A 19,406-nucleotide genomic window follows, 5' to 3' on the forward strand; every position below is an offset into this window, starting at 1 on the left:
CCACCAGCACCGCAAGCCGAGGCGCAGACCTGACGGTCGCGCCATGCAGCTTGCAGCCTGTGGCTGACAGCTTGTCGCTTTATTGCGATTTCCTGACCCGCAGATACCATTCCGACAGCAGGCGAACCTGTTTGTCGGTGTAGCCACGTTCCACCATCCGGGTGACGAAGTCGTTGTGCTTCTTCTGGTCTTCCTTGCTTGCCTTGGCGTTGAAGCTGATGACTGGCAGCAGGTCTTCGGTGTTGGAGAACATTTTCTTCTCGATCACCACCCGCAGTTTCTCGTAGCTCAGCCAGCTTGGGTTCTTGCCATTGTTGTTGGCGCGGGCGCGCAGCACGAAGTTGACGATCTCGTTGCGGAAGTCCTTCGGATTGCTGATGCCGGCCGGTTTCTCGATCTTCTCCAGTTCTTCGTTGAGGGCGATGCGGTTGAGGATTTCGCCGGTTTCCGGGTCGCGGTATTCCTGGTCCTGGATCCAGAAGTCGGCGTACAGCACGTAGCGGTCGAAGATGTTCTGGCCGTATTCGCTGTAGGACTCCAGGTAGGCAGTCTGGATTTCCTTGCCGATGAACTCGATGTAGCGCGGCGCCAGGTACTCCTTGAGATAACGCAGGTAGCGTTCGCGTACTTCGGCCGGGAATTGCTCCTGTTCGATCTGCTGCTCGAGCACATAGAGCAGGTGCACCGGGTTGGCCGCCACTTCGTGCGGGTCGAAGTTGAACACCTTGGAAAGGATCTTGAACGCGAAGCGGGTCGACAGGCCATTCATGCCTTCGTCGACGCCAGCAGCATCGCGGTACTCCTGGATCGACTTGGCCTTGGGATCGGTGTCCTTGAGGTTTTCGCCGTCATACACGCGCATTTTCGAGTAGATATTCGAGTTTTCCGGTTCTTTCAGGCGCGAGAGTACGGTGAACTGGGCGAGCATCTTGAGGGTGTCTGGCGCGCAATGGGCCTTGGACAGCGAGCTGTTGACCAGCAGTTTGTCGTAGATCTTGATCTCGTCGCTGACCCGCAGGCAGTAGGGCACCTTGACGATGTAGATCCGGTCGATGAACGCCTCGTTGTTCTTGTTGTTGCGGAAGGTATGCCATTCCGACTCGTTGGAGTGGGCCAGCAGGATGCCGGAATAGGGGATCGCCCCAAGGCCCTCGGTGCTGTTGTAGTTGCCTTCCTGGGTGGCGGTGAGCAAGGGGTGCAGGACCTTGATCGGTGCCTTGAACATCTCGACGAACTCCATCAGGCCCTGGTTGGCCCGGCACAGCGCACCCGAGTAGCTGTAGGCGTCGGCGTCGTTCTGCGGGAATTCTTCGAGCTTGCGGATATCCACCTTGCCGACCAGCGCCGAGATGTCCTGGTTGTTCTCGTCGCCGGGTTCGGTCTTGGCGATGGCGATCTGGTTGAGGATCGAAGGGTAGAGCTTGACTACCTTGAACTTGCTGATGTCGCCGCCGAACTCCTGCAGGCGCTTGGTTGCCCAGGGCGACATGATGGTGTTCAGGTAGCGCCGCGAGATGCCGTACTCCTCTTCGAGAATGGCGCCGTCTTCGGTGGCATTGAACAGGCCCAATGGCGACTCGAACACGGGCGAGTCCTTGATGGCGTAGAACGGCACTTTCTCCATCAGCTGCTTGAGTTTTTCGGCCAGCGACGATTTACCGCCACCTACCGGGCCCAGCAGATAGAGGATCTGTTTCTTCTCTTCCAGGCCTTGGGCGGCGTGGCGGAAGTAGGACACGATCTGGTCGATGCACTCTTCCATGCCATGGAAGTCGGCAAAGGCCGGATACCGGCGGATCACCTTGTTGGAGAAGATGCGCGACAGTCTGGAGTTGCTTGAGGTGTCGATCAGTTCCGGCTCACCGATTGCCAGCAACAGCCGTTCAGCGGCCGATGCGTAGGCACTGCGATCCTCTTTGCACAGCTCGAGGTACTCCTGCAGCGAGAGTTCTTCCTGGCGCGTTGACTCGAAACGTTGTTGGAAGTGGCTAAAAATGCTCATGACGTCACCTCGCTCGATACGTGGAGACGACGCCGGATCAGTCAGCTGATGCTGGCATGCAAGCGGCTTTCACCGATTGCTGTTTACCCCCCAGAACACCTTGGAACGCTACCGATGACCCGCACGCCGGTGTACCGGCTCTCCCCTTTTTTGGATGGCCTGCGCTTAAGGATAGTTGGTAATACGCAAGGTCAAGGGCGAGGGGCCGAGAAGTTGCTTTCGACCGTTCGTCAGGTAAGGCGCAAGCCCGCTGGTTGCGCGGGCTTGAGGGGAAATGAAAAAAATTATTCGGCGCTGCTTTGGGCGGTTTCGGCCGGATAGGTGGCGCGCCACAGCTCGAAGCCGCCGTCGACGCTGTAGACGTCCGAGAAGCCCTGGCCTACCAGGTAGGCGGCGGCACTCTGGCTGGAATTACCGTGATAGCAGACCACCAGCGTCGGGGCGTCGAGGTCGGCATTGCGGATGAAGTCCGCCACCGAGTGGTTGTCCAGGTGCCGGGCACCGGTGATGTGGCCGGCAGCGAAGGCCTGGGGATCGCGAATGTCGACCACCACCGCACCTTGTGCACGCAAGGCCAGGGCCTGTTCCGGGGGGATGCGCTTGAATTCGCTCATGGGTACGCTTTCCTTCAGGTTTGATCGTTGATTCTAGTGGGTTCAGGCGCCGTACGTACGGTGCCTTCGTCGGTGCAGTCGCAGCGGTGGTATTCGCCGCTGTCCAGGTTGTACAGGGTCATGGCGCCGCCCCACACGCAACCGGTGTCCAGGGCGATGACGCCCGGCTCGTCGACCTTGCCTTCGAGGGCGGCCCAATGGCCGAAGATGATCTTCACGTGGCGCGAGCGACGATCCTTGTGGGCGTACCAGGGCTTGTAGCCTTTGGGGGCGCTGTCCAGGCCTTCCTTGCTCTTGAGGTCGAGCTTGCCGTCAGCGGTGCAGAAACGCATGCGGGTGAAGTAGTTGGTGATGACCCGCAGGCGCTCGACGCCGCTGAGGTTCTTGCTCCACTTGTTCGGCTCGTTGCCATACATGCCGTCGAGGTAGAGCTTGAGCCGGTTGTCGTCGCGCAGCACCTCTTCCACCTCTGCTGCCAGTTCCAGGGCCTTGCCCAGTGTCCACTGGGGTGGGATGCCGGCGTGGGCCATGGCGATGCCCCGGGCCTCGTCGTAATGCAGCAGCTTCTGCCGACGCAGCCAGTCAAGCAACTGGTCGGCGTCTGGCGCTTCGATGATCTCGCGCAGGGTGTCGCTTTTCTTCAGGCGCTCGATGTTCTGCCAGGCTGCGAGCAAGTGCAGGTCATGGTTGCCGAGTACGCAAACCAGCGACCCGCGGATCGCATGGAGGTAGCGCAGGGTTTCGAGCGATTCCGGGCCGCGGTTGACCAGGTCGCCCACCAGCCACAGGCGATCGACCTTGGGATCGAAGTTGACGCGTTCGAGCAGGCATTTGAGCGGTTGCAGGCAGCCTTGCAGGTCACCGACGGCGTAGGTGGCCATCAGTGCAGGGCTCCAGGCACGGCCAGGCGGAACGGTGCGATCTCGGCGTCGAAGCGCTTACCGTCTTCGGCGAACATCTGATAGCTGCCCTGCATGGTGCCGACACGGGTGCTGATGACTGCGCCGCTGCTGTAGGTATGGCTTTGCCCGGGGGCGATGGTCGGTTGTTGGCCGATGACGCCATCGCCGCGGACTTCCTCGACAGTGCCGTCACCATTGGTGATCAGCCAGTGGCGGGCCATCAGCTTGGCCTTGAGTGTGCCGTTGTTCGACACCGTGATGGTGTAGGCGAAAGCGAAACGGTTGTTATCGGGGTCGGATTGCTCTTTGAGGAAGCGGGTCACGACGCTGACGTCGATCTGGTAGCGGGGGTCGGACATGCAAGGGCCTTGGGCGAACGGGAGCATTAACGCGATTGTCGCAGTCTAGGCCATTGAGAGGGGAGAGAGCCAGCGGTGGGCACTGTCATCGGTGTTGGGTGCTTCGCGGGTAAACCCGCTCCCACGAGGGGGACGGGTTGCCCGCGAAGGGGCAGAAAAGGCTGGGTCAGCCTTGCTGCAGTGCCAGTTGATCAGCCAGACGCACGAAGGCCGCCAGGTCCAGCTGTTCTGGGCGCAGGCTGCCATCGACGCCTGCCGCTTCGATGGCTTGGCTGTCGAGCAACCCCTTGAGTGTGTTGCGCAGGGTCTTGCGGCGCTGGTTGAAGGCTTCGCGCACCACTTGCTCGAGCAGTTTCGGATCCTTGGCCGGGTGCGGCAGCACTTCGTGCGGCACCAGGCGGACAATGGCCGAGTCCACTTTCGGTGGCGGATTGAACGCGCCAGGGCCCACATTGAACAGGTGTTCCACGCGGCAGTGGTACTGCACCATGATCGACAGGCGCCCCCAGTCCCCGCCGCCCGGGCCTGCGGCCATGCGCTCGACCACTTCTTTCTGCAGCATGAAATGCATGTCGCGGATCAGTCCGGCGTGAGCCAGCAGGTGGAAGATCAGTGGCGTGGAGATGTTGTAGGGCAGGTTGCCGACCACTTTCAGGCTGCGCGGCGGCACGCCCAGGGTATTGAAGTCGAACTTCAGGGCATCGCCTTGATGCAGGCGGAAATTGTCACGATCGGCGAACTTGTGCTGGAGGATGGGGACCAGGTCCTTGTCCAGCTCGACCACGTCGAGTTGCGCGCCGCTGCCCAGCAGGCCCTCGGTCAGGGCGCCCTGGCCCGGGCCGATCTCCAGCAGGTGCTCGCCAGCCTTGGCGTTGATCGCCCGCAGGATGCGGTCGATGATGCCGGCATCGTGCAGGAAGTTCTGGCCGAAGCGCTTGCGCGCCCGGTGTTGGTAGTGCTCGTTCATGGTCGGTTCTCGGCCATCTGGTAGGCGGTTTCCAGGGCGACGCGCAGGCTGCCGGTGTCGACCTTGCCGCTGCCGGCCAGGTCCAGGGCGGTGCCGTGATCGACCGAGGTGCGGATGATCGGCAGGCCCAGCGTCACGTTGACTGCGGCGCCGAAGCCCTTGTACTTGAGTACGGGCAGGCCTTGGTCGTGGTACATCGCCAGCACTGCGTCGCAGTGCTCCAGATATTTGGGGGTAAACAGGGTATCGGCCGGCAACGGACCGCGCAGGTCCATGCCCTCGGCGCGCAGGCGCTCGAGCGCGGGCTCGATGATGTCGATTTCTTCGCGGCCAAGGTGGCCGCCTTCGCCGGCATGCGGGTTGAGGCCGCAGACCAGGATGCGTGGTTGGGTGATGCCGAACTTGTCGTGCAGGTCGGCATGCAGGATGCGCGTGACGCGCTCCAGGCGTTCGGCGGTGATAGCGTCGGCGATGTCGCGCAGCGGCAGGTGCGTCGTTACCAGCGCAACACGCAGACCGTGGGTGGCGAGCATCATCACCACCTGGGCTGTCTGGGTGAGGTCGGCGAGGAATTCGGTATGCCCGGAGAAGGCGATACCGCTCTCGTTGATCACGCCCTTGTGTACCGGGGCGGTGATCATCCCGGCGAAGTCGCCGTCCAGGCAACCTTGGCCCGCGCGGGTCAGGGTCTGCAGGACGAAGGCTGCGTTGCGTGAGTCCAGTTGGCCGGCAGTTACAGGCGTTGCGAGCGGTGTGTCCCACACGTAAAGACTGCCTGCGGGTGCTGGTCGGTCTGGCCAGGCATCCGGCGAGACCGGCAGCAGCACAACCGCCAGCCCCAGCTGCGCGGCCCGCTCGGCGAGCAGGTCACGGCTGGTGATGGCGATCAGGGGGTGCGGCTGAGGCTCTGCGGCGAGCAGCAGGCACAGGTCTGGACCTATGCCGGCTGGCTCACCGGGGGTGACGGCGAAGCGCAGGGGCTTCACTGGGTCGCCTGGTCGGCGCCAGGCAGCTTGTTCTCAACGTAGGCTTCGTCGCGGATCTGGCGCAGCCAGGTCTGCAGCTCTTCGTCGTATTTACGGTTGCGCAGTACGTTCAGCGCCTGCTGCTCGCGGGCCTGTTCGGTACTGTCGGTGGCGCGACGGCCGAGCACTTCCAGAACATGCCAGCCGTACTGGGTGCGGAACGGTTTGGTCACTACGCCTTGCTGGGCGTTGGCCATCTGCTCGCGGAATTCCGGTACCAGGCTGTTCGGGTCGACCCAGTTCAGGTCGCCGCCGTTGAGTGCGGAACCTGGATCTTCCGAGAAGCTTTTCGCCAGTTGGGCGAAGTCTTCGCCGTTCTTGATGCGATCGTACAGGCGTTCGGCCAGTTGCTCGGTCGCCGCATCGCTGCGGATCTCGCTGGGCTTGATCAGGATGTGACGGACATGGACTTCGTCGCGCAGTACGCTTTCGCTGCCACCGCGCTTCTCCTCGAGCTTGAGGATGATGAAGCCGTTGGGGATGCGAATCGGCTGGGTGATGTCACCGATGGCCATGCTGCTGAGCATCTTGGCGAAGTCAGGTGGCAGTTGGCCGGCCTTGCGCCAGCCCATCTCGCCGCCTTCCAGGGCGTTTTCGCTGGCCGAGCGGGCGATGGCCAACTGGCCGAAGTCGGCGCCCTGGCGCAGTTGCTGGTAGACCTCGCCAGCCTTGCGTGCCGCGGCCTGGATGGCGTCCGAATTGGCGCTTTCCGGGGTCGGGATCAGGATGTTGGCCAGGCGATATTCTTCCGACATCTGCATCTTGCCCAGGTCGGAATTGAGGAAGTTCTTCACTTCCTGCTCGGACACCTGGATGCGCTCGGCCACGCGACGCTGGCGGACGCGGCTGATGATCATCTCGCGCTTGACCTGATCACGGGCGTCGTCGAACGACAGACCATCGTGAGCGAGGGCTGCACGGAACTGATCCAGCGACATGCCGTTGCGCTGGGCGATGGTGCTGATGGCCTGGTTGAGTTCTTCGTCGGTGATGCGAATGCCCGAGCGCTCGCCGATCTGCAGTTGCAGGTTCTCGACGATCAGTCGTTCCAGCACCTGCTGTTCCAGGGCGCCGGCAGGCGGCACGCCACCGCCGCGCTTGGCGATGGTCTGCTGCACTTCGTGTACGCGCTGGTCCAGCTGGCTTTGCATGACCACGTCGTTGTCGACGATGGCCACTACGCGGTCCAGGGGTTGCGGCGCGGCATGCACCGCACCGCTCAGCATTACGGCGCCCAGCATCAGCGGGCGCAGACGATCAATAAGCTTGCTCTTCACGGGTACGGTAACCTTGAATGCCTTGGTCCAGGAACGATTCGACCTTGTTGCCCACGACGCCGCCGAGGCCTTTGAGGACGATCTGCAGGAATACGCCGTGGTCGCCCTTTTCGTTCTGCGGCAGGGCCTGACTGAAGTCGTCGGTGTCGAGCCAGTAGCGGTTGATCAGACGCAGCTTCCAGCAGCAGCTGTCGTACTCGAAACCGCCCATCGCTTCGAGGGTGCGGTTGCGGTTGTAGTCGTGCTGCCAGCGGGCAATGACGCTCCATTGCGGCACGATCGGCCAGATGACCGAGAAGTCGTGCTGCTGGATCTTGTAGTAGTCCTTGATGTAGCCCGGCTGGCCAGGTGTGCCGTAGTCACCGCCGCCGACTTTCCAGGTACCAGTAAGCGAGTCGTACGAAATGGTGTCGTTGCGGTAGCGATAACCGAGGTTGACCACCTTGTTCGGGTTGTCCTCAGGCTGGTAGTGGAACATCGCGCTGCCCGAACGGGTGCTGCGGCTGTCCGGATCCCAGTTGAAGTCCGAATTGAAGCGCCAGTCGCGGTTGAAGGCGTACTGGTACACCAGGGCGTATGGCGAAACGTTCGACTTGGCGTCGTCGCGGGTGCGATAGTCGATGCCCGGCAGTTGCACCTTGCGGTCTTCGAAGTAGTAGGCCTGGCCGATGCTGAAGCGTTGGCGCTCGAAGCCGTTTTCCTCGATCCAGCGGGTGGTCACGCCCAGCGACAGTTTGTTCTCGTCGCCGATGCGGTCGATACCGCTGAAGCGGTTGTCGCGGAACAGCGAGTCGTAGCTGAACAAGGTTTCGCCGGAGTCGAACAGCGGGATGTCCTTCTGGTCCTTGTTCGGGACATAGAGATAGAACAGACGTGGTTCGAGGGTCTGGCGGAAGTTAGTGCCAAACAACGAGGTGTTGCGGTCGAAATACAGGCCGCTGTCTACGCTGAAAATCGGAATGTCACGGTTCTGCGTGCCTGAGAACTCACCATAAAGGAACGGGTCTCCGCTCAGATTGGCTGCACTCAAGCCATCAGCGATGTCCTGTTTCCCCTTGGAGTCCAGATCCAGGTCGTAGTGGGTGTACATGTACTTCAGTTTTGGGGTAACAAAACCGTACGAGGACTCCATCGGCAGGCTAATGGAGGGGGCGAAATTAAGTCGATCACCATTAGCGCGAGCCAGTGCGTAGACGTTCTGGTCAAGCCGGCGGCCATCAGGCCCTGCGGTTAGGTCAAGTTGACCATCCTTGTTGAATACTCGGTCATTCTTCAAGTCACGATCAAAGCGCACAGCCTCGGTATCGTAAGAGAAGTTAAAGCCGGCAGGATGATATGGCAGCATCCCGTTAAGCGTAATTTGCGGCAGACGATCATATGGCGTGATCTGCGAGATGGTGGCCATCTCGAACGCATGCACGTTCAACCGCGCAGTGTAGGAGTCGCCGCGATAGGTCAGCGCACCCTGCTGGTTGATGAAGTCACGCTTCTGCACGCCGATCTGGTCGGACTCCAGGTCCTGGAAGTAGAACGGGTCGCTGATGTCGGTGTAGTCCACCTCGGTCATCAGGCGCTCGTCCAGACCGCCCTTGTGCTGCCAGTTGACCATCCAGCGTTCTTTCTTGTAGTCCGTCTGCTTCTCGCGGTCGTTGCTTTCGTCGTTGAGGTACGCGCCGCCGAACTGACCTTCGCTCGACTTGGTCAGGTAGCGGAATTCGCCTTCCATCAACAAGCCGCGCTTGGCCATGTAGCGCGGATACAAGGTGGCGTCGTAGTTCGGCGCCAGGTTGAAGTAGTACGGCGTGACCAGCATGAAGCCGGTGTCGCTGCTGGTGCTGAACGACGGCGGCAGGAAGCCGGACTGGCGACGGTCGTCGATCGGGAAGTAGATGTACGGTGTGTAGAACACCGGAATATCCTTGACCCGAAGGGTGACGTTGGTGCCGGTACCGAAGCCGGTGGCCGGGTTCAGGGTGATGTTGTTGCCCTTGAGCTGCCATGCGTTGCTGCCCGGCTCACAGGTGGTATAGGTACCGTCCTTGAGGCGGATGATGGCGTTTTCTGCACGCTTGGCGTACAGGGCCGAGCCGCGGATGTGCGACTTGTGCATCACGTATTCGGCGTTGTCGACCTTGGCTTCGCCAGTATCGAGCTGGACCTCGGCCTGGTCGCCCACCACCAGCGTACCGTTGTCGCGAATCTTGACGTTGCCCTTGAGCTCGCCACGGTTCTCGGCCTGGTAGAGGTTGGCTTCGTCGGCTTCGGCCTGCATGCTGCCCTGGCGCATGACCACGTCACCGGCCAGAGTAGCGATCTGCTGCTCCTGCTGGTACTTGGAGACCTTGGCGTTGAGGTAGGTCGGCGACTCGTCCTTGGGCGTGGAGTCGTTCATGCCCGGACGGATCGGCTCGACGTACGCGCCGCCGCAATACGGGCCGGTCTCGGCCAGCTGGGCAGCAGTGAGCTTCTCGCGGGGGACCCAGTCCAGATGGCTGTAGTCTTCGCTGCGCGATTTCAGGCCGCGGCCCTTGCTCTCTGTGACCAGTACCGGCTTGGGCTCGGCACTGCCAGCCGCCTCGGCGGTCTGGGCCTCGGTGCCGCCACTGAGCGCGGCGCCATCGTGCACAGGGCGTGGCGGCAAGTTGCTGGCTGCAGTCTTGGGCTTGCAGTCCCAACCACCGGAGGCGGACACTTGGCAGTCGAACTGCTCGGCAGCCACCACGTACGACGTGGCCAGAGGTTGCAGGGCCAGCAGACCGCCAGTGACCAGCAACGGAAACTTTCTACGAAACGCGGGGGATTTCAATGCCATCTTATTAGTCCGGGCTTCCTGCGTGCCATCTGCCCGCGTGTGGGGCCGCACGCCTCTCGATGGTCTGAAAAAGATGCTGGATAATAAAGCATGACCCGCTTGACGGCTAGGGGCCGTCGGAGACCCTTGTAATGCCTGATCATGATGTACGCCTGCAACAGCTGACTGTGTGGCTCGAAGAACAGTTACAGAATCTTTTTCGCGAAAACGCCTGGGGCGACGTGCCCGCGGGCAGTCTGACCGCAGCCAGCAGCGACGCGAGCTTTCGCCGCTACTTCCGTTGGGAAGGCGGCGGACACAGCTTCGTGATCATGGATGCGCCACCGCCGCAGGAAAATTGCGCACCTTTCGTCGCTATCGACCATTTGCTGGCCAGCGCCGGTATCAATGTGCCGGCGATCCATGCTCAGGATCTGGAGCGCGGCTTCCTGCTGTTGAGCGACCTGGGGCGTAAGACTTATCTGGAAATCATCGGCGACGACAACGCCGATACCCTGTTCGCCGATGCCATCGATGCGTTGCTGGCCCAGCAGCAACTGCCGATGCAAGCGCCGCTGCCGAGCTACGACACCGCGCTGCTGCGCCGCGAACTGGAGCTTTTTCCCGAGTGGTATGTGGGGCGTGAACTGAAGCTGGCCTTCACCGAAGCGCAGCAGGCCAGCTGGCAGCGTATCAGCCAGCAACTGATCGACAGCGCCCTGGCCCAGCCCAAGGTGCTGGTGCACCGCGACTACATGCCGCGCAACCTCATGCAAAGCACCCCCAATCCAGGCGTCCTGGACTTCCAGGACGCCGTCTACGGCCCGGTAACCTACGACATCACCTGCCTGTTCAAGGATGCCTTCCTCAGCTGGCCGCTGGCGCGTGTCGATGGCTGGTTGCGGGATTATTGGGACAAGGCGCGGGCCGCAGGGATTGCGGTGCAGCCTGAGTTCAAAGAGTTCCAGCGTGCCAGCGACCTGATGGGCGTGCAGCGCCATCTCAAGGTGATCGGCATCTTCGCCCGCATCTGCCACCGCGATGGCAAACCGCGCTACCTCACCGACGTGCCGCGTTTCTTCGCCTATATAGATGAAGTGATCGCCCGTCGCCCGGAACTGGCCGAACTTGGTCAACTGATTGGCGAACTCAAGGCCGGGGCACACCCATGAAAGCGATGATCCTGGCGGCAGGCAAGGGCGAGCGCATGCGCCCGCTGACCTTGCACACTCCCAAGCCCCTGGTGCCTGCGGCGGGCAAGCCGCTGATCGAGTACCACCTCGAGGCCCTGGCCAGGGCGGGGGTGCGCGACGTGGTGATCAACCATGCCTGGCTCGGGCAGCAGATCGAGGATCACCTGGGTGACGGCAGCCGCTTTGGCCTGAAGATCCGCTATTCGCCCGAGGGCGAGCCGCTGGAGACCGGCGGCGGCATCTTCAAGGCGCTGCCGCTGCTGGGGGATGCGCCGTTCCTGCTGGTCAACGGTGACGTCTGGACCGACTACGACTTCAAGCGCCTGTGCCAACCGCTTCAGGGCCTTGCGCACCTGGTGCTGGTGGACAATCCGGGGCATCACGGGCGTGGCGACTTCCGCCTCGATGGCACACGCGTCGTCGATGGCGACGATACCCCCGGCACCCTGACTTTCAGCGGCCTGTCGGTGCTTGACCCGAAGCTGTTCGAAAGCTGCCAACCCGGTGCCTTCAAGCTCGCACCGCTGCTGCGCCAGGCAATGGCCGCCGGGCAGGTGACTGGTGAGCATTATCCTGGACAGTGGATCGACGTCGGCACCCTCGAGCGCCTGGCCGAGGTCGAGCGCCTGATCGGCGAGCGTTCCTGACATGTGGTGGCCGAGCACAGTGATTGGTGCCGGAGCCGGTTTTGCCGTGGCCAGCATTCCCGGCGCCTTGCTGGGCGCCTTGTTGGGGCAGGCCATGGACCGGCGTCTGCGCCTGCAGGGATGGGATGATGTGCGCGAGCGCCTGGGCGGGCGTCCGGCCTTGCGCGACGAAGAGTTGCTGTTCGTGTTGCTGGGGCGCCTGGCCAAGAGTGATGGGCGAGTCGCGGAAGGGCATATCTACCAGGCTCGTCAGGAAATGACCCGGCTGGACCTTGCAGAGCCCGCCCGCTTGCGGGCGATTGCGGCATTCAACCGCGGCAAGTCGGGCAAGGACCGCCTGGGGCAGTATCTGCGCCGTATCGGCCAGCAGCCCCACGGCGCAGAGGGTACGCTGCGGGCGTGCTGGCGCATGGTCTGGGCCGATGGCAAGGCGGGGCGGCACGAGCGTGAGCTGTTGCTGGACTGGGGCCAGCAATTGGGCATGAGCCGTAACCAGGTGCAGGCCTTGTCACAAGAGTATGAGCCGAGCCGTTCTGCGGTCGGGGGCGGGGTGATGACCTATGCCGCGGCGCTGCGGCTGCTGGGTGTCGAGGCCGATACCGACGGCGATCGGATCAAGCAAGCCTATCGCCGACTGGTGAGCCGGCATCACCCGGACAAGCTGGTCGGAAGCGGTGCGAGCGAGGCCCGGGTGCGCGAGGCGACCGAGCGGACGCGGGAGTTGCACCAGGCCTATGCCCTGATTCGCAAGCGGCGGGGGATCTGAGGGGCAGCGTGCGGTGGTGGATTCTTCGCGGCACTCAGCCCCTTACTCCGACGCCTGCGGCATCAACCATCCCCGCACCCGCCGGAACAATTGCTCCTGCTCTGCCGCCTTTTCACCCGGCATGGCAATCAGCGACAACTGCCGATACTGACTGTCCTTTTCGCGCTTGCTGGCCTGCAGGCGCAGCTTGGCGGCGTTCTGGTCGCGGGTGCGGGTCACGAAGTAGATATCGGCGGTCGGCACCTTAATCGTCGGCACCAGGGCTTCGAGGTCGTGCTCGACCCGTGCCGGTGTCTGCGCCGAGATCAGTGCCAGCTTCTGCACCTGTGGCGGCTGCTTCTCGCTCACATAGCGCGCGGCCCAGTAGGCCCCGCTGCCATGGCCGATCAGTACGATGCTATGGGCATTCTGCTGCTGGGCGAAGGCCACGGCAGCATCGAGGCGGGCGAAGATGCGGGTGGCGTCGGCCGAGTCGCTCTGCTCGTCGGCCTGCACGGCGTCTGTGCCCTGCGCGGTATCAGCGTCGGCGGCCGTGGCTTGGGCAACGTTGGCGTTGGCGTCGTCCGGCGTATCCTTGGCCGGTGCACTGGCACCCTTGCCCTCATCCTTGACCGGCTTCGCCGCAGGTGTGTCTGCGCTGCGCGCCTGCGGGCTGTCGGCCAGCAGGTCGGGCAGGCTGAGGCTCAGGCTGTGCCAGCCGACATCGGGAAACTTGTTGCGCAGCGGGCCGACGGCATTGGGCCAGTCGGCGGTTTCGCCGGCACCGGGAACGATGATCACGGCGCCTTTCGGGTCGCTGTCGTTGGCCGGTTTCCACAGCGCCAGGAAGTTTTCGCCGTCGGCCTGCAAGGTCTTCTGTTCGGCCTTGGGCACCAGGCGTTCCAGGGCCAGGGCGTCTTCCTGGCTGCGTTCGGCCAGGGGCGCGCGCACGGCAGTGGATTCGGCCGCGGCGGTGGGTTTCTCGGAGTCGGCGGCGTGGGCCGCGAGCGGTAGGGCCGAGGCCAGGCAGAACATGGCCAGCGTCGTGCGATAAAGTATGAACATGGATCAACCCAAGGCCAGAATGATACCGGCAGCCTAATAGTATTTGCCCGCGACGGCCACGCAGGTGGCCGTCATTGCCAAGACGAGCGTATCGATGAAGCGAATGCGTTGCCTGTTGGTTATCGGCTGGTTGTGCCTGCCCTTGATCGCCCTGGCCAAAGCCCCGGTGCCCCCGTCGGTGGCGCTCGAGCCTGCGCAGCAGCAATGGCTCGACAGCCATCGCAGCCTGCGCGTGGGCCTGGTGCTGCAAGCACCCTATGCCCAGTTCGACCGGCGCCTGCAGCAGTTGTACGGCGCTAACGTCGAGCTGGTGAGCTGGCTGGGGCGTGCCCTGAACCTTGACCTGACCTGGCGCAACTTCCCTGACCAGGCCGCCCTGGAGCATGCGTTGCAGGCTGGCGAGATCGACTTTGCCCCGGGCCTCGTGCAAACCCCGGCGAGCCTGCGCCTGTGGTTGTTCAGCGACCCCTACATGCGTGTGCCGCAGTTGCTGGTCGGCCTGCGCAGTGGTGCGCTGGCGGTCGATCTGGAGCAGCTCGGCGCCAGTGACCGGGTGGCCGTGCGCATGCCTGGCAGCCTGGCCGATTACCTGCGTGGCAACTTCGCCAATCTCAACCTGCAGGGTGTGCCCAATGAGCGCGAGGCGCTGCAACTGGTGCTGGGTGCACAGGCCAGCTACGCCGTGCTCGACGAGGCGCAGTTCAGCCGCCTGTCGCGCGAGAGCGAGTTCGGTGATCTGGTGGTCGTGGGCGATATTGGCCTGCCGCAATTGCTGCGTATCGGCTCGCGCCGCGACTGGCCGCTGTTGGCCGACGTGCTGGGGCGCGGTCTGCAGGCGATGCCGGCCAAGGAACTGGAGCAGTTGCACCAGCGTTGGTTGCAACCGAAGTACCCGCGCCTGAGCGAGTGGGCGGGGTTTTGGCAGAACCTTGCGCTGTTGTTCGGCTTGTTGCTGCTCTGCGCGATGGCCACTTTGGCGATGCAGCGTCGTCGGCAGCGCCAGCTCGAGCGAAGCCTGCTGAGTGCGCGCGAGAGCCTGCTCGAACGCCAGACCCGCGAAGAGGCACTGCGGCTGAGCCAATTCTCCATCGACCAGAGCACCGTCGGCATCCTCTGGGTGCATTGGGACAGCCACGTGCGCTACGCCAACCATGCTGCCGAACGCATGCTTGGCCATGGCGAGGGCGAATTGCTAGAGCGACCGCTGATCGATATCGAGCCGAGCCTGCACATGGACCGCTGGCTTGAATTGTGGAAGCGCGCCCGCACGGGTGACAGTGGGGCGCAAGCGTTCGAAACCCTGTGTCGTCGTGCCGATGGCAGCGTGCTGCCGGTCGAGCTGTCACTGAGCTTCCTGCGTTTTCGTGATGCCGAATACCTGGTGGTGTTCATCACCGATGTCACCGAACGCCGCCGCGCCCTGGCGGCGCTGCGCGAGAGCGAGGCGCGGCTCAAGGGCATTGCGGGCAACGTGCCGGGGCTTGTGTTTCGCCTGGAGCGTGATCCCGCGGAGGGCGAGCCTGAATTTCCCTATGTCAGTGAGGGCAGCGAGGCGCTTGTCGGCTATGCCCCCACCCAGATCCAGCAGGCGGACATGGGGCTGCGCAATCTGGTCCACCCCGATGACCGCGCCGACTATCACCGGGTCCAGGACCTGGCGCTGGCCAGTGACCGCGACTGGTCCTGGCAAGGCCGCATTCTCACCCGCGAAGGCCTGCAGCGCTGGGCCGACATCAAGGCCAGCGCCCGGCGCCAGGCCGATGGCCGGGTGGTGTGGGACGGCATTGTCTGGGATATCACCCAGAGCAAACGGGTCGAGTTGGAGCTGGCGCGCTCCCAGGAGCAACTGCGTGAGCTGTCGGCGCACCTGGAGAGCGTGCGTGAGGAAGAGAAGGCGCGGATCGCCCGGGAAGTGCACGATGAGCTCGGGCAGATGCTCACCGTGCTCAAGCTGGAGGTGTCGATGTGCGAACTGGCGTTCGCCGAGCTCGACCCGGGGCTCAACGAGCGCCTCACCAGCATGAAGCGCCTGATCGCCCAGTTGTTCCAGCTGGTGCGCGATGTGGCCACGGCGTTGCGCCCGCCGATCCTCGATGCCGGGATCGCCTCGGCCATCGAATGGCAGGCCCGGCGCTTCGAGGCACGCACGCACATTCCCTGCCTGGTGCAGGTGCCGGATAATCTGCCAGCATTGAGCGATGCCAAGGCCACCGGGCTGTTCCGCATCCTGCAGGAGGCGCTGACCAATGTCATGCGCCATGCCAAGGCGCATACGGTGCAGATCGAGCTCAAGCATGAAAATGACTGGCTACGCATGACAGTGATCGACGATGGCGCCGGTTTCAGTCCCGATCAGCCACGCCCCACCTCGTTCGGCCTGGTCGGCATGCGTGAGCGGGTGCTGATGCTCGGTGGCAGCGTGACCCTGGAAAGCGAGCCGGGCGAGGGCACCAGCCTGAGCGTGGCCATCCCTCTTTAGTTAGGAGAAACACCGTGATTCGAGTGCTGGTGGCCGAAGACCACACCATTGTTCGTGAAGGCATCAAGCAATTGATCGGCCTGGCCAAGGACATGCTGGTAGCGGGCGAGGCCGGCAATGGCGAGCAGTTGCTCGAAACCCTGCGCCATACACCCTGCGAGGTGGTGCTGCTGGATATCTCGATGCCGGGCGTCAATGGTCTGGAGGCGATTCCGCGAATCCGCGCGCTGAACAGTCCGCCGGCCATCCTGGTGCTGTCGATGCACGACGAAGCGCAGATGGCGGCACGCGCGCTCAAGGCGGGGGCGGCAGGCTATGCGACCAAGGATAGCGACCCGGCGTTGCTGCTGACTGCGATCCGCCGCGTCGCCGGAGGTGGGCGTTACATCGACCCGGTGCTGGCCGACCGCATGGTCTTCGAGGTGGGGCTGACCGAGACCCGGCCGCTGCACACGCTGCTGTCGGAGCGTGAGTTCTCGGTGTTCGAACGTCTGGCCCAGGGTGCCAACGTCAACGACATCGCCCAGCAGCTGGCGCTGTCGAGCAAGACCATCAGTACCCACAAGGCGCGGTTGATGCAGAAGCTCAAGGTCAACTCGCTGGCCGAACTGGTGAAGTACGCCATGGAGCACAAGCTGGTCTGATTGCGACATGCATCTGTGGGAGCGTGCTTGCCCGCGAACACGGGCGTAGCCCGTGCCAGGCAGCGTGGTGTATTTTTCGCGGGCAAGCCCGCTCCCACAAGGATTTGGGCTGGCTTCTAGATTTTGAGCAAGACAGTTGCTCACAAAAGCCCGCACCGGTGCCAGACGCAACCCCCGAGCGATCAGGCGTAGTAATCGACCGCACTGTCGCCGATCACCACCTGCTGCTCCACCGGCCGTGAAGCATCGGCCAGCTCACCGTCCTCGCCCGCCTCCCCGGCCCGACGCGCTGCGACACCGGACAGGTTCGACCCACCCTGCTGGGCTTGCTGTTGCTGCTGGCGCGACTGATCGGCGACGTTGACGTCAGGCTGGGCCAGCCCCTGCTGGGCGAACAGTTCGCGCAGGCGGTACAGCTGGCTGTCCAGTGCATCGCGCACGCCGGCGTGACCACTGATGAAGGTGACCTGGGTAGCCTGGTCCGCCGCGACATTGACACGAATGTCCAGGCGGCCGAGCTCGGCAGGTTCGAGCTGGATATCGGCCGACTTGAGGTTCTGGCTGGACAGATACATGACCCGGTTGACCAAGCCCTCCGTCCAGGCGCCCTGGTTCATCGCCAGCGGCTGGTGCAGCGGGTTGGTCGGCGGCACGGCGTGCGCGGTCTTGGGTGTGACGGCCAGGGTCAGGTTGGCCAGGCGATTGGCGAAATCGTCCACACGGGTGTCACTGTCAGCATGCTTGACGTCCTTCAGGCCACTGGACAACAGCTCGGAGAAGCCTTTTTCGCCAGGCTGTGATTGGCCGCGCTCGGATTCGCCCTCAGGCTTGACCGCCAGGCTCGCCAAGGTATTGACGTTGGCCTGGGCACTGTCATCCTGGGCCGCGGCTTTGTCGCCCGAAGCGGACGCATGGGCCGAAGTGGTCCCTTTGGCCTGGGCGTTCTGCTCCAGGGCCAGGCGCAGTGTCGGCATGTTTGCCAAGGCATCGGCTTCGGGATCGAAGTCGCTGTCGCTGGCGGCCTCTTCGGTGAGCGCAGGGGGTAAGGGTTCGGCCTGCGCTGCAGGCTGCTGGATCGCGGCCTGCAGCACGGGCGCCACGGCCTCGGCCTGAGCCTGGATCAGCTGCGCGCCCGCCAGGGCATCGGTCACCTGCCCTGCGACCAGGTTGGCATCCAGCGAGTTCGAGTCGCCTGACTGCGCACTGTCGCCAGGCGTGGAAACCTGTCGATCATCGCCAACAGCCTGCTGGGTGCTGTCGCTCGGCGTGTTCTTGTCACTGGCGGGCGCGGCCTTGTTGCTGCTGGCTGGCAAATTCTTGCCATTGGCGGCAACCGACGGGGATTTGTCATTGCCGACTTTGCCGCCCGCGCTGAAGTCAGGCTTATCCTTGAATGCAGGTTGCGAGGCCTTGTCGTTGCGCACCGGCGTCGTGTCACGCTGCTGGCGCGCCATCAACTGATCGAAGCCGCCGCCCTGATTGCCTGCTGCCTGCGAGGTTTTGTCCGTCGCGGAACTGGTCGCCCGCGAGTTCGCATTGGCGAGGCCGGCTTGCAACAAGGGATTGGATGCGACAGGCATTGAAACTCTCCACGCCAGTGAACCGAAATAGTATCTGGGTGAAGACAGGCAAAACTCGCGCCAGTTTTGCCATCAGCCTGCAGAAACCCGCTCACGCTCGCTGCGGTAGAAGCGCTGGACCTCGACAAATTCCTGGTCAATCTGATTGATCAGGTCTTCGATGCCGTACAGAGGCTGTTGCCGCACACGCTCCTCAAGCTGTTGGCACAGACCTGCCAAGCCCACTGCGCCCATGTTGCTGCTGCTGCCCTTGAAGCTGTGGGCGGCCATACCCAGCTCGTGGGCATCCTTGGCCTCGTGCAACAGGCTGAGTCGACGCACGGAGTCTTCCAGGAAGGTTTCCAGCAACTGCAGGTAGCCATCTTCCATGACCTCCCGCAGGTCGCTCAGGACCTTGTGATCGATATGCTCGTCTGTCACTTGCTCACTCCTTGATCAAGCTTGATTATGCCTCAATCGCCGGGGCCGCTCACCAGCCGAACTCAACCCGCGCCCGCCGCCCCTGGTCGAGCCATTGAGCCCGGACGCCCAAGCGCTGTACCAGATGCAGCCCACGCCCACTCAAACCTTTTTCCGACGCCGGGCGTGCCAACACCTTCTCGATATCAAAACCCGTGCCACTGTCGCTGATTTCCACAGTGAGACGCCCACCTGCCGCCATCGGTTCCACTCTCAGCGCTATTCGCACGAAGCCCTCGGACAAAGCTGTCAGACGCCGGCCGCGCTCGCGGTAGTACTCGGCAAATCCCGCGGCATCCTGCTTGAGCCGCGAGTCCAGGCCCAAGACTCCGTGCTCCAGTGCGTTGGAGTACAGCTCACCGAGCACACTGTGCAACACCGCACTGCTGGGGCGCAGACCGTGGATTTCCTGAAGAAACTGCAACAGATAGGGAACCGGATTGAACCGCTTCAGGCTGTCGGCATGCAGCACCAGCGACAACGACCAGTCCAGTGGGCTGGAACGACCGCTGTCGGAATACACCGGCGCCACGGGTGCCAGGCCACCTGGCTCGGCCATGCGGATATCGCACAAGCTGATATCGTCTCGCGGCACACCGCCAAAACGCTCCAGTGCCTGCATCACTTCATCGAACAGCTGCCCAGGGTCTCGGTTGG

The 19,406-nt window shown here is 63.2% G+C and carries 17 protein-coding genes; 5 read left to right on the forward strand and 12 right to left on the reverse strand.

The window, feature by feature from the left end:
• Window positions 1-79 precede the first annotated feature (79 nt).
• The 8 genes from ACPZMI_RS13195 to ACPZMI_RS13230 form a co-directional block, all read right to left on the reverse strand.
• A complete protein-coding gene (locus tag ACPZMI_RS13195) occupies window positions 80-2,002 on the reverse strand; it encodes a PrkA family serine protein kinase (protein ID WP_186667547.1) in 1,923 nt (640 codons plus the stop codon).
• A 284-nt stretch (window positions 2,003-2,286) separates the two neighbouring features.
• Window positions 2,287-2,616: a thiosulfate sulfurtransferase GlpE gene (gene glpE / locus ACPZMI_RS13200; protein WP_426352384.1), complete on the reverse strand. Its 330-nt coding sequence runs from the start codon at window positions 2,614-2,616 to the stop codon at window positions 2,287-2,289.
• A gap of 14 nt (window positions 2,617-2,630) precedes the next feature.
• The gene (locus tag ACPZMI_RS13205; protein ID WP_426352385.1) at window positions 2,631-3,497 is read right to left on the reverse strand and encodes a symmetrical bis(5'-nucleosyl)-tetraphosphatase; all 867 of its coding nucleotides are present in this window, start codon (window positions 3,495-3,497) and stop codon (window positions 2,631-2,633) included.
• Window positions 3,497-3,877, reverse strand: a complete 381-nt coding sequence (gene apaG / locus ACPZMI_RS13210; RefSeq protein ID WP_186667550.1) for a Co2+/Mg2+ efflux protein ApaG — start codon at window positions 3,875-3,877, stop codon at window positions 3,497-3,499. The genes ACPZMI_RS13205 and apaG overlap by 1 nt, the downstream gene beginning before the upstream one ends.
• A gap of 166 nt (window positions 3,878-4,043) precedes the next feature.
• Window positions 4,044-4,844 carry a 16S rRNA (adenine(1518)-N(6)/adenine(1519)-N(6))-dimethyltransferase RsmA gene (gene rsmA, locus ACPZMI_RS13215; protein WP_186667551.1) on the reverse strand — a complete coding sequence of 267 codons (801 nt, stop codon included), beginning with the start codon at window positions 4,842-4,844 and terminating at the stop codon, window positions 4,044-4,046.
• Entirely contained in the window at window positions 4,841-5,830 is a 990-nt protein-coding gene (pdxA, locus tag ACPZMI_RS13220) for a 4-hydroxythreonine-4-phosphate dehydrogenase PdxA (RefSeq protein ID WP_186709543.1), read from the reverse strand. Before pdxA ends, rsmA begins: the two co-directional genes overlap by 4 nt.
• Window positions 5,827-7,146 carry a peptidylprolyl isomerase SurA gene (gene surA / locus ACPZMI_RS13225; RefSeq protein WP_426352386.1) on the reverse strand — a complete coding sequence of 440 codons (1,320 nt, stop codon included), beginning with the start codon at window positions 7,144-7,146 and terminating at the stop codon, window positions 5,827-5,829. The genes pdxA and surA overlap by 4 nt, the downstream gene beginning before the upstream one ends.
• The gene (locus tag ACPZMI_RS13230; RefSeq protein WP_426352387.1) at window positions 7,127-9,958 is read right to left on the reverse strand and encodes an LPS-assembly protein LptD; all 2,832 of its coding nucleotides are present in this window, start codon (window positions 9,956-9,958) and stop codon (window positions 7,127-7,129) included. Before ACPZMI_RS13230 ends, surA begins: the two co-directional genes overlap by 20 nt.
• 131 nt (window positions 9,959-10,089) lie before the next feature.
• Between ACPZMI_RS13230 and ACPZMI_RS13235 the strand changes: the two genes are divergently transcribed.
• Genes ACPZMI_RS13235 through ACPZMI_RS13245 form a run of 3 tightly spaced genes read left to right on the forward strand, consistent with a single transcriptional unit; the run spans window position 10,090 to window position 12,543 of the window.
• Window positions 10,090-11,109, forward strand: coding sequence for an aminoglycoside phosphotransferase family protein (locus ACPZMI_RS13235; protein ID WP_426352388.1), 1,020 nt, complete (start codon window positions 10,090-10,092; stop codon window positions 11,107-11,109).
• Window positions 11,106-11,777, forward strand: coding sequence for an N-acetylmuramate alpha-1-phosphate uridylyltransferase MurU (murU, locus tag ACPZMI_RS13240; protein WP_426352389.1), 672 nt, complete (start codon window positions 11,106-11,108; stop codon window positions 11,775-11,777). Before ACPZMI_RS13235 ends, murU begins: the two co-directional genes overlap by 4 nt.
• Window position 11,778: 1 nt before the next feature.
• Complete coding sequence (locus ACPZMI_RS13245; RefSeq protein ID WP_186709562.1) at window positions 11,779-12,543, forward strand: TerB family tellurite resistance protein; 765 nt, start codon at window positions 11,779-11,781, stop codon at window positions 12,541-12,543.
• Window positions 12,544-12,585: 42 nt separating this feature from the next.
• On the opposite strand, the gene ACPZMI_RS13250 is transcribed toward ACPZMI_RS13245, so the two are convergent.
• Complete coding sequence (locus tag ACPZMI_RS13250; RefSeq protein WP_426352390.1) at window positions 12,586-13,587, reverse strand: alpha/beta hydrolase family protein; 1,002 nt, start codon at window positions 13,585-13,587, stop codon at window positions 12,586-12,588.
• A gap of 94 nt (window positions 13,588-13,681) precedes the next feature.
• Between ACPZMI_RS13250 and ACPZMI_RS13255 the strand changes: the two genes are divergently transcribed.
• A complete protein-coding gene (locus ACPZMI_RS13255) occupies window positions 13,682-16,066 on the forward strand; it encodes a PAS domain-containing sensor histidine kinase (RefSeq protein ID WP_426352391.1) in 2,385 nt (794 codons plus the stop codon).
• 14 nt (window positions 16,067-16,080) lie between these two features.
• Window positions 16,081-16,710, forward strand: a complete 630-nt coding sequence (locus tag ACPZMI_RS13260; RefSeq protein ID WP_054892229.1) for a response regulator — start codon at window positions 16,081-16,083, stop codon at window positions 16,708-16,710.
• Window positions 16,711-16,892: 182 nt separating this feature from the next.
• Here the strand turns inward: ACPZMI_RS13260 and ACPZMI_RS13265 are convergent, their stop codons facing one another.
• The 3 genes from ACPZMI_RS13265 to ACPZMI_RS13275 form a co-directional block, all read right to left on the reverse strand.
• Window positions 16,893-18,290: a flagellar hook-length control protein FliK gene (locus tag ACPZMI_RS13265; RefSeq protein ID WP_426352392.1), complete on the reverse strand. Its 1,398-nt coding sequence runs from the start codon at window positions 18,288-18,290 to the stop codon at window positions 16,893-16,895.
• Between the two features lie 72 nt (window positions 18,291-18,362).
• Window positions 18,363-18,710, reverse strand: a complete 348-nt coding sequence (locus ACPZMI_RS13270) for an Hpt domain-containing protein (protein ID WP_411382988.1) — start codon at window positions 18,708-18,710, stop codon at window positions 18,363-18,365.
• A gap of 49 nt (window positions 18,711-18,759) precedes the next feature.
• Window positions 18,760-19,406: ATP-binding protein (locus ACPZMI_RS13275; RefSeq protein WP_426352393.1), on the reverse strand; the 647-nt coding region annotated here is incomplete at its 5' end.

Source organism: Pseudomonas wayambapalatensis (assembly GCF_049942315.1).
Lineage (GTDB): Bacteria > Pseudomonadota > Gammaproteobacteria > Pseudomonadales > Pseudomonadaceae > Aquipseudomonas > Aquipseudomonas wayambapalatensis.

Coding starts and splice junctions, on each gene's coding strand:
- ACPZMI_RS13195 (WP_186667547.1), bottom strand. CDS start 2,002: ATGAGCATTTTTAGCCACTTCCAACAACGTTTCGAGTCAACGCGCCAG.
- glpE (WP_426352384.1), bottom strand. CDS start 2,616: ATGAGCGAATTCAAGCGCATCCCCCCGGAACAGGCCCTGGCCTTGCGT.
- ACPZMI_RS13205 (WP_426352385.1), bottom strand. CDS start 3,497: ATGGCCACCTACGCCGTCGGTGACCTGCAAGGCTGCCTGCAACCGCTC.
- apaG (WP_186667550.1), bottom strand. CDS start 3,877: ATGTCCGACCCCCGCTACCAGATCGACGTCAGCGTCGTGACCCGCTTC.
- rsmA (WP_186667551.1), bottom strand. CDS start 4,844: ATGAACGAGCACTACCAACACCGGGCGCGCAAGCGCTTCGGCCAGAAC.
- ACPZMI_RS13230 (WP_426352387.1), bottom strand. CDS start 9,958: ATGGCATTGAAATCCCCCGCGTTTCGTAGAAAGTTTCCGTTGCTGGTC.
- ACPZMI_RS13235 (WP_426352388.1), top strand. CDS start 10,090: ATGCCTGATCATGATGTACGCCTGCAACAGCTGACTGTGTGGCTCGAA.
- murU (WP_426352389.1), top strand. CDS start 11,106: ATGAAAGCGATGATCCTGGCGGCAGGCAAGGGCGAGCGCATGCGCCCG.
- ACPZMI_RS13245 (WP_186709562.1), top strand. CDS start 11,779: ATGTGGTGGCCGAGCACAGTGATTGGTGCCGGAGCCGGTTTTGCCGTG.
- ACPZMI_RS13250 (WP_426352390.1), bottom strand. CDS start 13,587: ATGTTCATACTTTATCGCACGACGCTGGCCATGTTCTGCCTGGCCTCG.
- ACPZMI_RS13255 (WP_426352391.1), top strand. CDS start 13,682: ATGAAGCGAATGCGTTGCCTGTTGGTTATCGGCTGGTTGTGCCTGCCC.
- ACPZMI_RS13265 (WP_426352392.1), bottom strand. CDS start 18,290: ATGCCTGTCGCATCCAATCCCTTGTTGCAAGCCGGCCTCGCCAATGCG.